The sequence below is a fragment of the Terriglobus sp. genome (assembly GCF_965201105.1).
Lineage (GTDB): Bacteria > Acidobacteriota > Terriglobia > Terriglobales > Acidobacteriaceae > Terriglobus.
The window spans coordinates 2798482-2812927 of the sequence record NZ_OZ241741.1 but is presented as its reverse complement, the minus strand read 5'-3'; the positions used below and the strand labels follow the sequence as shown (position 1 = coordinate 2812927).

At 62.0% G+C, this 14446-nt stretch carries 15 protein-coding genes; 7 read left to right on the top strand and 8 right to left on the bottom strand.

Annotated features, from left to right (window positions below):
* Window positions 1-60: 60 nt before the first annotated feature.
* On the top strand, window positions 61-894 hold the full coding sequence (locus tag ACOFKT_RS12335; RefSeq protein ID WP_419804283.1) for a hypothetical protein: 834 nt from the start codon (window positions 61-63) through the stop codon (window positions 892-894).
* A 17-nt stretch (window positions 895-911) separates the two neighbouring features.
* On the opposite strand, the gene msrB is transcribed toward ACOFKT_RS12335, so the two are convergent.
* The 4 genes from msrB to ACOFKT_RS12315 all read right to left on the bottom strand — a co-directional run bounded on the left by msrB (window position 912) and on the right by ACOFKT_RS12315 (window position 4555).
* Window positions 912-1544 (bottom strand): peptide-methionine (R)-S-oxide reductase MsrB, encoded by a 633-nt coding sequence (msrB, locus tag ACOFKT_RS12330; RefSeq protein WP_419804282.1) that lies wholly within the window; start codon window positions 1542-1544, stop codon window positions 912-914.
* A 59-nt stretch (window positions 1545-1603) separates the two neighbouring features.
* On the bottom strand, window positions 1604-2803 hold the full coding sequence (locus ACOFKT_RS12325) for a glutathionylspermidine synthase family protein (RefSeq protein WP_419804281.1): 1200 nt from the start codon (window positions 2801-2803) through the stop codon (window positions 1604-1606).
* An 11-nt stretch (window positions 2804-2814) separates the two neighbouring features.
* Entirely contained in the window at window positions 2815-3195 is a 381-nt protein-coding gene (locus ACOFKT_RS12320) for a hypothetical protein (protein ID WP_419804280.1), read from the bottom strand.
* Between the two features lie 67 nt (window positions 3196-3262).
* The gene (locus ACOFKT_RS12315) at window positions 3263-4555 is read right to left on the bottom strand and encodes a pyridoxal-phosphate-dependent aminotransferase family protein (RefSeq protein WP_419804279.1); all 1293 of its coding nucleotides are present in this window, start codon (window positions 4553-4555) and stop codon (window positions 3263-3265) included.
* Window positions 4556-4652: 97 nt separating this feature from the next.
* On the opposite strand from ACOFKT_RS12315, the gene ACOFKT_RS12310 reads away from it, so the two are divergent.
* Entirely contained in the window at window positions 4653-5129 is a 477-nt protein-coding gene (locus ACOFKT_RS12310) for a GatB/YqeY domain-containing protein (RefSeq protein ID WP_419804278.1), read from the top strand.
* Here ACOFKT_RS12310 and ACOFKT_RS12305 read toward each other — a convergent pair.
* The gene (locus ACOFKT_RS12305; RefSeq protein ID WP_419807194.1) at window positions 5126-6304 is read right to left on the bottom strand and encodes a hypothetical protein; all 1179 of its coding nucleotides are present in this window, start codon (window positions 6302-6304) and stop codon (window positions 5126-5128) included. The genes ACOFKT_RS12310 and ACOFKT_RS12305 overlap by 4 nt on opposite strands.
* Between ACOFKT_RS12305 and ACOFKT_RS12300 the strand changes: the two genes are divergently transcribed.
* Window positions 6286-6333 carry a hypothetical protein gene (locus ACOFKT_RS12300; protein WP_419807161.1) on the top strand — a complete coding sequence of 16 codons (48 nt, stop codon included), beginning with the start codon at window positions 6286-6288 and terminating at the stop codon, window positions 6331-6333. The genes ACOFKT_RS12305 and ACOFKT_RS12300 overlap by 19 nt on opposite strands.
* Window positions 6334-6502: 169 nt before the next feature.
* Here the strand turns inward: ACOFKT_RS12300 and ACOFKT_RS12295 are convergent, their stop codons facing one another.
* Window positions 6503-6961 carry a GNAT family N-acetyltransferase gene (locus ACOFKT_RS12295; protein ID WP_419804277.1) on the bottom strand — a complete coding sequence of 153 codons (459 nt, stop codon included), beginning with the start codon at window positions 6959-6961 and terminating at the stop codon, window positions 6503-6505.
* A gap of 139 nt (window positions 6962-7100) precedes the next feature.
* Here ACOFKT_RS12295 and tilS point away from each other — a divergent pair, with 139 nt between their 5' ends.
* Both tilS and ftsH read left to right on the top strand, forming a co-directional pair.
* The gene (gene tilS / locus ACOFKT_RS12290) at window positions 7101-8189 is read left to right on the top strand and encodes a tRNA lysidine(34) synthetase TilS (RefSeq protein WP_419804276.1); all 1089 of its coding nucleotides are present in this window, start codon (window positions 7101-7103) and stop codon (window positions 8187-8189) included.
* A gap of 212 nt (window positions 8190-8401) precedes the next feature.
* On the top strand, window positions 8402-10324 hold the full coding sequence (ftsH, locus tag ACOFKT_RS12285; protein WP_419804275.1) for an ATP-dependent zinc metalloprotease FtsH: 1923 nt from the start codon (window positions 8402-8404) through the stop codon (window positions 10322-10324).
* A 202-nt stretch (window positions 10325-10526) separates the two neighbouring features.
* Here ftsH and ACOFKT_RS12280 read toward each other — a convergent pair whose 3' ends face one another.
* The gene (locus ACOFKT_RS12280; RefSeq protein WP_419804274.1) at window positions 10527-10820 is read right to left on the bottom strand and encodes a hypothetical protein; all 294 of its coding nucleotides are present in this window, start codon (window positions 10818-10820) and stop codon (window positions 10527-10529) included.
* A 236-nt stretch (window positions 10821-11056) separates the two neighbouring features.
* Here ACOFKT_RS12280 and acpS point away from each other — a divergent pair, with 236 nt between their 5' ends.
* Both acpS and ACOFKT_RS12270 read left to right on the top strand, forming a co-directional pair.
* A complete protein-coding gene (gene acpS / locus ACOFKT_RS12275; protein WP_419804273.1) occupies window positions 11057-11437 on the top strand; it encodes a holo-ACP synthase in 381 nt (126 codons plus the stop codon).
* Window positions 11438-11557: 120 nt separating this feature from the next.
* Window positions 11558-12643 carry an MlaD family protein gene (locus ACOFKT_RS12270; protein WP_419804272.1) on the top strand — a complete coding sequence of 362 codons (1086 nt, stop codon included), beginning with the start codon at window positions 11558-11560 and terminating at the stop codon, window positions 12641-12643.
* Window positions 12644-12695: 52 nt separating this feature from the next.
* Here the strand turns inward: ACOFKT_RS12270 and ACOFKT_RS12265 are convergent, their stop codons facing one another.
* Window positions 12696-14420, bottom strand: a complete 1725-nt coding sequence (locus tag ACOFKT_RS12265) for a trehalase family glycosidase (RefSeq protein ID WP_419804271.1) — start codon at window positions 14418-14420, stop codon at window positions 12696-12698.
* Window positions 14421-14446: the final 26 nt, after the last annotated feature.

Below are 14446 nucleotides of genomic sequence, written 5' to 3'. Positions count from 1 at the left end.
TTGCACCTGAAAGCGTGTCATGCAGGCCGTCTCGCAGCGCGCCTGAGAGGAGGACGGTAGATGCGGCGCATACTGAATCTGATTTGGACCGCCGCTGTGCTGCACGGCTGCCTTCTCGCACAGGACAAGCCCATTCCGAACCAGGAGGCTCTTCGGCAGCGAGCGATCGCGACCGCAGACCGCACCGCGGAGCAGCGCGACCGCTATGAATGCCGCGAGCGCCAGGTGCAGAACGATCTCGACTCAAAAGGTCGCGTCAAGAAGACGAACACGACCGAGCAGGAATTCTTCTTTCTGCACGGCAGGCCGATCATGCGTGAGGTAAGCCGCGACGGAAAGCCCCTGAGTGACAGCGACAAGAAGAAGCAGGATGACCGCATTCGGAAAGAAATCGAGGATGCGGAGAAGGCGTTCAAGAAAGAGAAGCGTGGCGATGGCGGACCGCTGACGTCCCGCAATTTCTTGAAGCTGGCCAGGCTGGGCAATGAGCGCCGTGTTCTGGTCGGTGGACGGCCGACGATCGTCTTCGACGTGATCGACAATCCGGACAACAAGGGTGGCGATATTCCGCAACGTATCATCGCGGCGATGCGCGGCACCTTGAGCGTGGACGAGGAGACCGGCCATGTGCAGGACCTGAACGTGACCGGCGTGCGCGACGTGAAGATCGCAGGCGGGCTGGTCGCGAACATTCACAAGGGGTTCCAACTGCACACGATTGCCGCGCCGCAGAACGACGGCGTTTGGCTCCTGAAGACCATCTACGGCTCCGGCGACGCACGCATGGGGCTGTTCTTCCATCCCGCGGCAAACTTCAAAGCGGACGTGGAGGGCTGCAAGCTTTACAACGTGGACGCCGACGCGGTGGTGAAGCAAGTAGAAGGTAAGCAGTGAGGCGGGTGCAGCGGTATTCAGGCGAGCGGAGCGAACTTGAGCGCGGCTGAGTTCATGCAGTAGCGCTGACCTGTCGGCGCGGGTCCGTCGTCGAAAACGTGACCAAGGTGGGCGTCGCACCGGCGGCAACTGACGGCGGTGCGCGTCATGCCGAGCGAACCGTCGCGATCTTCCTGCACGTTTTCGCGGGCGATTGGCTTCCAAAAACTCGGCCAACCGGTGCCGGAATCGAATTTAGTGTCGCTGCTGAAGAGTGCCGTGTCGCAGCAGATGCAGCGAAAGATGCCGCGGCGGTGCTCCTCTGTAAGCGGGCCGGTGCCTGCCATCTCGGTGTCGGCATGGCGGGTTACGTTGTAGCTGAGCTCGGAAAGCTGCGCGCGCCACTGGTCGTCCGATTTGACGATGGTGGGTACGTCGGCAGCGGCGAGCGGCTTCCCGTCCGCGCCAAAGGTGACAATCTTTGCGGTCGCGGGCAGGTTGTTGCCGCGCAGGGTCGCGGCACGCGCCACTGCGAGCGGCAGGTGCATGCCGCCGAAGAGCAGGGCCGAGACTGCAGCAGCGCCGCCAAAAATCCACGCACGTCGAGTCAACGGCTCGTGGTTCGCAGTTTCGGTGAGCGGCTCGCGTTGCTGATCGGCGTTCAGAAGCATGCTGATTGGACGGACCGAGCGGCGTGCCGGATGATGCCAGTGTTCGAGTGGTTTTTGCTTTATCGAAACAGGTGGGGCACAAAGCTGCTCAGGTTCCCCGTGATAGCCGTGCGGGACTCGCGGACGCCCATGCCGCCACACTCCTGGTCGATCATCCACAGACCCAGGACGGGGTAGCGCAGGTCGGCCCCGCCGGGCTGATCGTACAGGCGCAACGCCTCGCCGCCCGCTTCGAAGCTTGCGGGTGGTGCCAGCGCCTGGCAGATGAAGCGGCCGCGGCCGTACTCGCCCGTTGTCTGCGTTGTGCCCTGTTGCGATACCAGCGTGATGTTTGCACCCTCGCGGCTGAGCAGTGGCTTGCGAACGTACTCGCGCATGCCGTGCGGCTCATCGAAGTACGCCTCCAGCAGCAGCGGGTGGTTGGGGTAAAGCTCCCACAGAATCGGCAGAATGCCTTTGTTTGAAAGCAGCATCTTCCAGATCGGCTCAATCCAGGTCACATTGCGATAAAACGCGAGCGCCGCGGGGCCGTACGGCTCGGCGAGCAGCGTTTCCCACGGGTACAGCTTGAAAAGGGAATAGATGGTGTCGTTCTTGAGGTCGACGAAGCGGTTGGCGCTGTCGTCCCAGCCGATCTCGTGCATCAACAGCTGCTCGGTTCGCAGCCCGGCCTGCTGCGCGGTGTCGCGCAGATAGGTTGTGGTGAGCATGTCTTCGTCGGTGTCAACGCTGGCGAAGTGCACGGGTTGGCGCAGGTAGGGAGCGATGTCCTGCCACTTGGCGATCAGCCGTTCGTGCAGGCTGTTGAACTGGTCGGCGTGCGGGTTCGTGTCCTTCAGCCAGTCCCATTGGATGACGGCGGCTTCCAGCAGCGACGTGGGAGTGTCGGCGTTGTACTCCAGCAGCCTGGGCGCGCCGTGGCCGTTGTACATCATGTCAAAGCGGCCGTAGAGTGCGGGCGGTTCGTTCTGCCACGCCCATTGGATCAGCGGCACAGCCCCCGAAGGAATGGTGAGGTCTGCATAGCGATTGCGGTCGATGACGTGTTGCGCCGCAGCCAGGCACATCGTCTGCAGTTCGTTGGCCGCGGACTCGAGCATATCGATTTCGGCACTGGCGAACTCATAGTGCGCCGACTCATCCCAGTACACGGCACCCGGAAGAGCGCTGCTGAGGTCGTCGGGCGAGTGAAAGGTGAGGCCGGCGGTTTCGACCCTGGTGCGCCAGTCGGGGCGCGGTGCATGTTCAAGGCGTTGCATATTGGCTCCCTTCAGCTTCCGGAGCCGAAGCTATGGCCGAAGCCGCCGCGTGAGATGCGGTGGCCGCCAAAGAAGCCGCGTCCGCTGGACAGCGGCGACGAGTAGTGCGCGCCGGGTGCGGCGTTGAAGCTGCCGCCCACCACGCGATCGCCCAGGTTGTAACCGCCCGTGCCGCCGTAGTACGGCCGGTAGATGTGCGGCAGGAAGAGGAAGCCACCATGGCCGTCTGGGCGGCGCTCCTGTACCGGTTGTTGATCGGCGCACAGGTTGTCGGCAACCACGGTGCCGTTCTCATCAACGCAGCGCTGCATCTCCTTCGGCCGGCAACCTGTCAGCAACGAGGCCGCGACAGCCGCGACAAGGGGAGTGACGATGGAGAGAGGGCGTCGCATGGAGTCTGAAGTGTAATGCGATGTGCGGACAGTCTGGTCGGCAAAAGCCGCGTATTTCCAAAAGCTGTTAGTGAACGAGTTTTACGTTTCCCGCGCCGTAGCCGGCATGCTGCAGACTGCAGCACGCGTCTGCGCGCCCACAGATGCAGGTACGTGCCGCGGCCTCGTCGGGCTTGCGTTCGGCAAGGACCTTCTGCGCGGCGATCAGGCCTTTGCCCCATTCGAAGCCGGGCATGTTGAGTTTGGTCGCGACCACGTGTTCCAGAGCGCCGACCAGCGCAATGGTGTCCAGCGAGTCAAAAAAGCCGAGGTGCGCAAACCGGAAGATCTTGCCCTGCATTTCGCCCTGGCCGTTCGTAATGGTGGCACCGAAGCGGCTCTTCAGCTCCTTGCAGATGATGCCGGAATCGACACCCTCAGGCGCGTACACCGCGGTCGCGGCGGCGGATGGGCAGTCCGGTGCAAACAGCCGGAAGCCGAGCGCGACCACGGCGGCACGGGTCATGGCGGCGATCGTCTCGGCATTTTCGATCAGCTTTTTGCGGCCTTCGACCAGGTTTCCGGCGGGGTTGTCGGGCGTGGAGGCCTGCGCCGCGATGTAGTCCAGGGCAGCGCCGAGCGCAGCAATCAGCGCAACGGGCGGCGTGTAGGCGGACTCGCCTTTCACGGCGTTCTTGCGCTCTTTCCGCAGGTCGAAGTAATACCGCGGATTGTAGGTGGCTTCCATGCGGTCCCACGCGCGGTCACTCACGGCCAGGTAGCTGAGGCCTGGCGGGATCATGACCGCCTTCTGCGATCCGCCGATCATCACGTCAACACCCCAGCCATCCATGTCGAAATGGCTGGTGCCCAGGCCGGTGATGGCGTCCACGACCAGCAGCGCTTCGGAGTTAGTGTCTTTCAGCAGCTTTGCCACGGCTGGAACGCAGTGGCGTGCGCCGGTGCTGGTTTCAGTGGCCTGCATGAACACGGCGCGGGTCTCCAGCTTCAGAGCTTCTTTGACCTTATCGATTGAGAAGGTCTCCCCATAGGGGGCTTCGACCACATCGACCGCACAGCCGAAGGCCTTGGCAAGGGCGGTCCAGCGCTCGCCGAATTTACCGGCGCTGAGCACCAGAACGCGGTCGCCGGGCGAGGTCAGGTTCGACACGGATGCTTCCATGGCGCCGGTGCCCGAGGACGAGAGCACGATTACATCATTCTTGGTGCCGACAAAATCCTTCAGCTGCGCGAGCACCTTGGTGAATAGTGCGCGGAACTCCGGCGTGCGGTGGTGGATGTCGGCCGCGGCCATGGCAAACTGCGCGGCGGGCAGCAGGGGCGTGGGGCCAGGCGTGAACAGGCGAATCTTCCGGATCATGCCCCTAGTGTACCGAGCGCATCCGCGCCTCTGCTGTAGCGACACACGTAGCGCCGCTTCGCTAGACTGGAGGACGGCACGAAACGAGGGATCCCGCATGGCGGCCATCAACGAGCAAATCGGCAAAGACATTATTGTGGCGATGAAGGCGAAGGACTCGCTGCGTTTGGAGACGTTGCGCATGGTCAAGGCCGCCGTTCAAAACAAAGAGATTGAAAAGCGCGAGCCGCTGACCGATGCCGAAACCGTCGCCGTGCTGAACACGTTGGTTAAGCAGCGGCAGGATTCCGCCGAGCAGTTTGCGAAGGGCAACCGGCCCGAACTGGCGCAGAAGGAGCAGGACGAAATCAAGCTGCTGCAGGTGTACTTGCCGCAGTCAGCGAGCGAAGACGAGATCCGCACCGTAATCCAGGGGGCGCTGACGCACCTGGCCGCGGGCGGCACAGCACCCGGGCCGAAGGACATGGGGCCGGCCATGCGCATCGTGCAGCAACGCATTCTTGCAAATGGCCTGCATGCCGACAACAAAACCGTGAGTTCGATCCTGAAGGAAGAGCTGGCGAAGGGCGCCTAGTGGATCGCTGGTGCTTCGTCTGCTGGGTAGACCTGCTCCAACCGGTGAAATGCCCAAAGCGCAAAGAAGAGAATCGGCGCGAAAAGGTAAACGCTTTCCACGGGAAACGGCTGACCCTGCCGTAGGGCCGCGACGATCTCAAACCACATGGGAATGCCAATGAGCACGGCCGTGGCAATCGCGATCGTCAGGTAAACGCGGAATTCGTTCAGGCGGACAAAGAACGCGGACAGCGTCGCCACCCCCGCCAATACGGACACACCTTCGATCGGGAACCACGTTGGCAGAAACTGCGCCTTGCGGTGTGAGATTTCGTTCAGCTCCGCGAAAAGCCCGGTCACTGGGTGCGGCCAAAATACGGGCGCGATAGTCAGAAAGAAGCCCACCAGAAACGCCCCGGTGGCAAGCAAACCCGTGCGTGCGCCACGCCGCTGCGCAACCATGGCCAGCACCGGCGGCACCGCCATGAAATAGGATGGCCGCGACGAGACAGCCACGCCAAAAACAAGGCTTGCAAGCAGGGGCTGCAGCATGGGCGAGTCACGATCGACTGCACGCACGACGAGCCAGACGGCCATCATCACATACAGCGCGTTCACCACGTAATCGCTGCCGGTCACAAAGTCGTTCAGCGGCTCCAGGTTCAGACAGACCACGACGGCAAGGAAAACTACCGCAGTCAGCCGCAATCGGAAGACCTTCCGAAGTACCAGGCAGAACAGACCGCTCCAGAGGATGTTTTGCAGCGAAATGCGGCCCAGCAGATAGAAGGGCCATGCCAATGCAATCGCGCCCGGTAATGGAGTTGGCCGCTGTCCCAGGAAGGTGCGCGCGGCGTAGGGATCCAGGTGGTGTTGCAGGGCGATGATCTGCACCCTTAACGCGTCCTCCCGGTCGGTTCCGCGTCCGGGCCCCAGGTTCTGGGTGTGCGGGTAGATCACCAGGTATGCGGCGACCAGCGCAAGCCAGAGCACCGGCAGTGTCCACCTGGGTATGTCGGTGCCATTGGCCCGGGCTCGCGGGATCAGGGACATGAGAGCCACCACGAAGATTTCGCCGGCAGCCATGATGATCCAACCTGCGCGTCCGGTGTACTTGGTTGCAACGGGGAAGGTTAGAAGAAACCAGAAGGCGGACACGATTGCAATCAGAGTGGCTGTGCTGCCAAGTGGCATGCGCCAATCCGATCTGTTTCGGGTGTTAAACACAAGGGATCCGGATGGTGCCGTATGCGGCTTGCGCTGAAGTTGAATGACTGCGCGTGAGGTCAATAAATGTCATGCCTGACGTGAACCGCCACATCTGCCGCAGGCGGCCCGCTTCAGGGTGACAGCTCCCGTGTTGTGGCAGAAGGCCATACGTTCTATGAAGCACTACTTCAGCTTGAGCATCATTTCGTTCGTGCCTTCAAAACCGAACTTCTCATAAATGGGCTTGCCGAATTTGGAGGCGTGCAGGGTGATCGCCTTGGCGCCGCGGCCTTGGCATTCATCGATTAGCATTTGCAGCAATTGTTTGGCGAAGCCGCGTCCGCGTGCCGCAGGTGCGGTGTAGAAGTTCAGCAAGTAGGGCCGGCTCGGCTCTGCGTCCATCCAGTGGGGCGGGAAATCGGCAAAGAAGACGCCTGCGCTGGCGATCGGCTCACCGTTTTCCTCAACGATCAGGCCCACGTATCGCCCGTCTCGCAGGCGCTTGCGCACCCACGGTTCAAACGCCAACGACATTGCGTCCATCGCGTCGGTTGAGGCGAATTTGTTGTCGTTGAACATCTTGGCGCGGTGCTGGGTGATCAGCACGGCGTCTTCAGATGTGGCGGGGCGAATGGATTCCACACCCTAGATAGTAGCGGAGCGGCCGCAGCACTGCCGCGCAGCGATGTGGCATGGCAAGCGAGCGCCGCCTTCGTCCTGGCCGGTTCTGACTTCTCGTCGATCCGGCTCTTCGTCGGTCCGGCTCTTCTACGATGAATGTATGCCGAAAGCGCCTGCGCTCCCAATCAACACTGCCTTGCTGCCGCCGGGGTCACGGGTTTGCGTGGCTGTGTCGGGCGGCGCGGATTCCACGGCACTGCTGCTGGCGCTGCACGAGCAGTTCGCCTTGCTTGGCCTGGGCCTGAGCGCGGCGCACCTGCACCACGGCCTGCGCGGGGCGGAGGCCGACGCTGACCGAGAGTTTGTGCGCGCGACGTGCGGCCGGTTAGATGTGCCGCTCCACGAAGCAGAGGAAGACGTCGCCGCCACGGCCGTGGCTTCCAGCGAAACACTGGAGGAGGCGGCCCGCCATGCGCGGCTTCGCTTTTTTGCCAGGTTGCTGGCAGACCGGGCGGCCGACCGCATTGCGACCGCGCACACTGCCGACGATCAGGCGGAGACGGTGGTGATGAAGTTGCTGCGGGGTGCCTGGACCGAAGGCCTGAGCGGCATCGCGCCGGTGCTGCATGTGGACAGGGCGGGTCTGCCCTCCTCTGAGCCGGATGCCGTGGGAACGGTCATACGACCCTTGCTGGGCGCAAGGCGCGAGCAGGTGGTCGGCTTCCTGCGCAGCCGAAACCAGGACTGGCGCGAGGACGCCACCAACGCCGACCCGGCCTTCACCCGCAACCGGGTCCGCGCGCAATTGATGCCGCTGTTGCGCAGTTTCAATCCGAATATCGGCGCAATGCTGGGTGCCACGGCGGAGTTGGCGCGCGAGGAAGAAGCGCGTTGGCGGCCGGAAATCGCGCGGCTGTACACCGAACTGGCCGTTTCGGGGCGTCCGGTTCGCGGCGGCGGACGCGCCGTCAGCACCGCGCCTGACGAGCAGACCGTAGCCTTTGACCTTTCCCGGCTGAAGCCGCTGGATCTACCGTCTCGGCGGCGTTTGCTGCGTTTCGCTGCGGAACGCCTGGGAGTGCCCTTGAGCGCGGCGGAAACCGTGCGAGTGCTGCTGCTGGCGGGTTTGGCACCGCCGGAAAACCTGCCCGACCCAACCGTGCCGAACCGCCCCAACAGCAGGCTGCACTTGCGAGACGGCCTGCGCGCAGAGCGCAGTGTGCGGGAACTGCGGCTGTCACGCGGCTGATGCATTCGGCCGATGTAGCACCATAGGACGAAAGTCGTAAAAAGGGATGTGAATGCGAGCGCAACTCCGGAGTAGAATTTCGCAAATGGGGCGCACGTTCCCCTGCCGCGTCGGAGCGGAGATTTGCGCGTCTAATGATCAAGGATGGCTGAGCGCCTGAGGCGCGTGGCCCGGGGTGCGCCAGGCGCGCTCCCGAAAGAGGGGTAGCAACTTTGAATAGCACGGTGAAGACGATCCTGATCTGGGTGCTGATGATCGGCTGCCTGGTGTCGGTGTGGCAGATCGTCGCCCGCACCAGCGGCGGCGCGCACGACACCGGCATCAGCCTGACCCAATTGCAGGACTATGCCGACAAGGGCCGCATCAGCGAAGTGACCGTAAACGGTACTGAGGTCACGGGCAAGTACAAAGACAACAATAAAGAGACGTTTCACACGACAATTCCTGGGAACTACCCGGATCTGTACAAGAACCTGCACGAAAAAGGTGTGAACGTCACCATCAAGGACCCCAGCAGCAACTTCTGGGTGGCGGCGCTGATCCAGCTGACGCCGGTGCTGCTGATGGTCGCGCTGTTCCTGTTCCTGATGCGCCAGATGCAGTCGGGCGGCAACAAGGCGCTGAGCTTCGGTAAGAGCCGCGCGCGCTTGCTGAGCCTGCAGCAGAAGAAAGTCACCTTCAAGGACGTCGCCGGCGTGAACGAGGCGAAGGAAGAGCTGAAGGAGATCATCGAGTTTCTGCGCGAGTCGGCAAAGTTCCAGAAGCTGGGCGGCCGTATTCCCAAAGGCGTGCTGCTGGTCGGACCTCCGGGAACCGGCAAAACCCTGCTGGCCCGCGCGGTTGCAGGTGAGGCCAATGTGCCGTTCTTCTCGATCTCCGGTTCGGATTTCGTGGAAATGTTCGTCGGCGTGGGTGCAAGCCGCGTGCGCGACCTGTTCGAGCAGGGCAAGAAGAACGCTCCCTGCATCATCTTCATCGACGAGATCGACGCAGTCGGCCGCCATCGCGGCGCCGGCCTGGGCGGCGGCCACGACGAGCGTGAGCAGACGCTGAACCAGTTGCTGGTCGAGATGGACGGCTTTGAGTCGAATGAGGGCGTCATCCTGATCGCTGCGACCAACCGGCCTGACGTGCTGGATCCGGCTCTGCTTCGTCCCGGCCGCTTCGACCGGCGCGTCATTGTCGACCGTCCTGACATTCGCGGCCGCGAGGAAGTGCTTCGCGTCCACGCGAAGAAGGTTCCCATGGCTGACGACGTGAACTTGAACGTCCTGGCGCGCGGCACACCGGGTTTCAGCGGTGCCGACCTGGCCAACATGGTCAACGAGGCTGCCCTGACCGCGGCGCGTTACAACCGCAAGGCCGTACACATGTACGACTTTGAGGTCGCCAAGGACAAGGTGCTGATGGGTGCCGAGCGCAAGAGCATGCTGCTCTCGGACGAGGAGAAGAAGGTGACGGCGTACCACGAAGCCGGACACGTTCTGGTCGCCGCCATGCGCGATCACGCCGATCCGCTGCACAAGGTCACGATCATCCCGCGCGGCATGGCGTTGGGTGTGACCATGCATCTGCCGCAGGAAGACAAGCACACCGTAACGCGGGACTACCTGGAGTCGCAGCTCGCGATCTTCATGGGAGGCCGCTGCGCGGAGGAGATTTTCCTGAAGCAGATGACCACCGGCGCCGGCAACGACATTGAGCGCGCGACCGAACTGGCCCGCCGCATGGTGTGTGAGTACGGCATGTCCAAGATGGGTCCAATGACCTACGGCAAAAAGGAAGGTGGCGAAATCTTCCTGGGCCGCGAAATCCAGCAGCATCGTGATTTCAGCGACGACACAGCGGAGCAAATCGATGCCGAGGTGAAGAAGTTTGTGCACGACGGCTACAACTCGGCCTACCAGATCCTCGATGCCCACCACGACATCATGCACCGCATGAGCCAGGTGTTGTTGGAACGCGAAACGTTGGATGCTGATGAAATCCGCCTGATCATCGAGGGCAAGGACCTGCCTCCGATGAAGTCGCCGCTGGCGCACGCCGAGCCAGGTGATCCAGATACGCAAAAGGTGCTGAAGCCGGAGAGCGGACGCGCTCCGGGATTCGGTGAGGGACGGCCGTCGCACGCATAACGCAAGCAGCAGAAACACAAGCGAAAAAAACAGGGGAGGGGCGGCCATTTGGGCCGCCCCTCCTGTTTCGGTGAGTTGTCAATGCACGAACGCCCGCGTGATAAATGTGAACTCTCGCATCGGAGCAGAAGGGCACAGCCTGGCTGTGCCCTTCTGCATCTGTCCGTTTTACGTTCCGGAGCGTCCCGTTCTCCAGGCTTGGCTAAGCCATCCGTACGCGCCACCAGCGTCCAAGCGGGGGCAAGTCGGCGGGCAGCGCCACATCCAGGTGCAGCGTAATGATGCTGCCCCGGGCCTGCCGGTACAGATGGGCGCAGGAACATCGCTCCGTGAGCAACAGGTGACTGTCGCGGCTTAGCTCCAGACCCTGTTCAATGAATGAGGCGTACAAATCCATCAGGAAGCGGCCTTGCGTTTCCAGCCGCATCTGCAGCACGGACGCGCTGACCATCTGGCGGTGGAGCACCCATCCGCTAGCCAGATCGATCGCGTCCATCAACCCGGGCAGCAGTTGGTCCCGGACCGGGTGCTGACTGCCTGCAGGCGAATCTCAGGCGGATTGGCCAGATCGCCGGGCGCGTGCGGCATCACCTCAAACAAAGTAAGCAATTCGTTCACGCTTGTGTTATCGGCAGCCGGCGTCGCAATCTGCTGCGGCGAAATCGTTGGCGGCGTCCGAAGGTGGTACGGTCACAACATGCGTGGCTGCAAAAAATACCTGGCAACGGTGCGATGATTCTGGGTACAGGCTCCGACCTGATGGAAATCGAACGGATTAGGCAATCGCTGGACCGGTATGGCGACCGCTTCCTGCGGCGGGTTTACACGCCGGGCGAGGTCGATTATTGCCGCCGCAAGGTGCACAACTCCGCGGAAAGCTTCGCGGCTCGCTTTGCCGCGAAAGAGGCCGGCGCGAAGGCGCTTGGAACCGGCATTGCGCAGGGAGTTGCGTGGACGGAAATTGAAGTGCGCCGCGCCGCCGGTCAACGGCCTACGCTGCACTTTACGGGCCGCGCGGCGGAACGGGCGGCCCGCATGGGCGTCCGGCAGACGCACTTGACACTCTCGCACAGCCGTGAGGTCGCGCTGGCAGTGGTGGTGCTGGAGAGTTGATCCGGCAAAAGGCGCTCGTCTCCCGTTGTCGGCTCGAAACCGAAGCGGGGCCGAACGCATCTTACAGTGAGCAATAACACTCTTATTTTTCTGCCGGTGCCGTGCGCCCGCTAGGAACACATGCCCAGTCAAACCGAAGTCCGTTGGTCGCAACTCAAGGTCGGCATCATCATTCTGATTGCCGTTGTGCTCCTTGTCCTGCTGCTGTTTTTGATGACCAGCTCGCAGGGAACCAGCGTGTTTACGCACAAGATCACGGTGCGCAGCTATTTTGAGAATGCATCCGGGCTGAAAGAGGGTGCTGCGGTCAATCTGCAAGGCGTGACGATCGGTACTGTTAAAGAAGTCAAGATCGTCAATGACGCTGCACGTAAGCTGACGCCGGTCCAGGTGACGATGCGCCTTGATCGCAAGTACCTTGAAGGCTTGCACAAGGATACAAAGTCCGCGCTTTCCACGGTCGGTGTGCTCGGCGATACAGTCGTCGATCTGAACTCCCAAACCGCCACCGGACCGCAACTGCAGGACGGCGATGAGCTGAAGACGCTTGAAACGCCGAACCTGCAGGACGTTGTAAAGGCCAGCCAGGGCACGATCGAAAGCCTGAATGTGACACTCGCCAAGCTCGACCGCATCGTGGATAACATTTCGCAGGGCAAGGGCGCGATCGGCGAGTTGATCTATGACGACACCCTGTACAAGCGGGCAAATGACACCGTCGGTCAACTACAGATCCTGTCCAAGAAGCTGAACGACGGGCATGGAACCGTCGGCAAACTGCTGAACGACGAGACCATGTACAACAGGCTCAACCAGTCCGTCGGCCAGCTCAACAGCATGATCGCCGATATTAACGCGGGCAAGGGCTCCGCTGGCAAGCTGCTGAAGGATGACGCGCTGTACAACAATTTGAACCAGACGCTACAGCATGCGAACAGCATCATGGCCGACGCAGACGCGGGTAAAGGCGGCCTTGGCCTTCTGACGAAGAATCAGGAGTTTGCGAACAAGCTGAACGACACAGTTACGCGGCTGAACAGCATCCTGACCGGCATCGACAATGGTCAGGGCACCGCAGGCCTGCTGGTCAAGGACCCGGCGCTGTACCACAACATTGACAAGCTCGCGACCGACTCGCAGCAGCTTGTCAATACGATCCGGTCCGATCCGAAGAAGTACCTGACGATCCATTTCAGGATCTTTTAGCGCAGCACAGTGATGGCGATAGGCGGGTGGCTTCGTTTTGGAGCCACCCGTTTTATTTGGTTCCCGTGCCGGAAGGCAAGGCTGCCAGCGCGTCCGGTTGCAGGCGCAGGTAGACGCCGTTGGTCCAACCGAAGCCGATGCCATTCGCCTTGTACCCAAAGAGCACGCGCGTCGTGGTCAGGCCGGTGTCCACGTCATACTTCTCACGAATATTGCCCTCGCGCATATAGTTTGTTTCCACGTCGGCGCGGAACTTCTGCGCAAGCCGGTCGCTCTCGGCCACAAAGCCGTAGCGTCGCAGGCCGAGCACCGCGAACCACTGGTTGGGCGCCCAGCCAAAAGGCAAGTCCCACTGCTGGCCGCTGTTGCGGGTGCTCATGGCAAGGCCATGTTCGTGCTCCAGCTTCGGCAGTATGGCCGCAATCTGACGGGCCTGTGCAGGTGTGGCGATGCCGGCCCACAGTGGAAAGAACGCGGTCGCGTAGGTGTAGTCGGTCTGACGCGCTTTTTGAAAGTCGTAATCGACGTAGGCGCCCTGCTGATCGCTCCAAAGATATTTCTGCATGGCGGCTTTGCGCGCTGCGGCGCGGCTGTTCCAGAGCTTTACGTCGGCGGGTTTACCCAGCTCCTTCGCGAAGCCAGCCATGTCGAGTTCGTAACGGTACAGCAGCGAATTCAGGCAAACGGGCGCGATGTGGTGCGTGGAGCCGGAGAATGCGCCGAAGCGGAAGGTCGTGTCGTAGCCGGATTCCCGGTCGGCTCGATCGCCCTTATAGAAGTCGCGGGACAGACGCATGCCGTTCACCTCGGCCGTCACACAGACGTGCGTGAGCTTCTGGTCGCAGCTTGCGGCGTCACCCGCCGAGGCAGGCACAAGATAGTCCTGCGCCTCGGATGGATGTGCAATCAGGTACTTGATGGCATCGGGGTAGTAGGTTGAGTCGTCGGCCATCTCCAGCACCGGGCCTTCGCCAACGTCAAAGTAGCGAGACAAACCTGTCGCGCCGGCTTGGTGCACTGGGCTGGTCCAGAGTGCGTAGTCCTTTTGCGCTGTGGTGTAGGCGGTCGCAAGCCAGGCAAGCGGAGATACGCGCTGTGCACAAAGCATCGTTCCGGCCGTCTGCTCCCGGCAGCCTGGCTTTGCCGACTCCCGCTTGTCGTACTTGTGGATCTCGCGAATCATTTCCGCCAGCAGCGGGGGCTGCGAGCGTGTCAGGTAATACGTGCGATTGGCGTTCAGCACAGCGCCGTAGTTGTTGATTTCAAAGAAGAAGTTTTCCGCCATGCCGTGAGCCTGATCGATCCGGTTATTGCTGAGCAGGCCGAGCACGATGAAAAAGCTGTCCCAGCCATACATCTCGTTGAAGCGGCCGCCCGGAACGACGTACGGGTTCGGCAGGTAAAGCAGGCCGGGCCGCTTTAACTCGTCAGGGTGTAGATCGCCGAGGTGGGCGATGGGATGGGGCAGGTGCTCAATCTCAACACCGCAGTCCGTGTGCAGTTTCTGAATGGCAGGCGGCGTATCGAAGCCGGCGGGCAGGTAGAGGATCGGTGCGGTGGTCACCTTCGGATCGCGAACCGACTTGCACTCCGTCTGCGAACGCGAGAGCGTGTCCCACGCGGCGCGAATGTAGTCGCGGATCGGCTGGTTGCCGGAGGGCGTGTCCGTGGTACTCTGCTGTGCCGCGGTTTGTGGAGCCGGGCTAACGGCGCTCTGTGCGAGCGTGCCGGAGCATAGGGTCAGGGCGAGCGTGAAGGGACCAAGAACAGAACGCATGCCGGACGATGGTAGCGCGCAGCGAC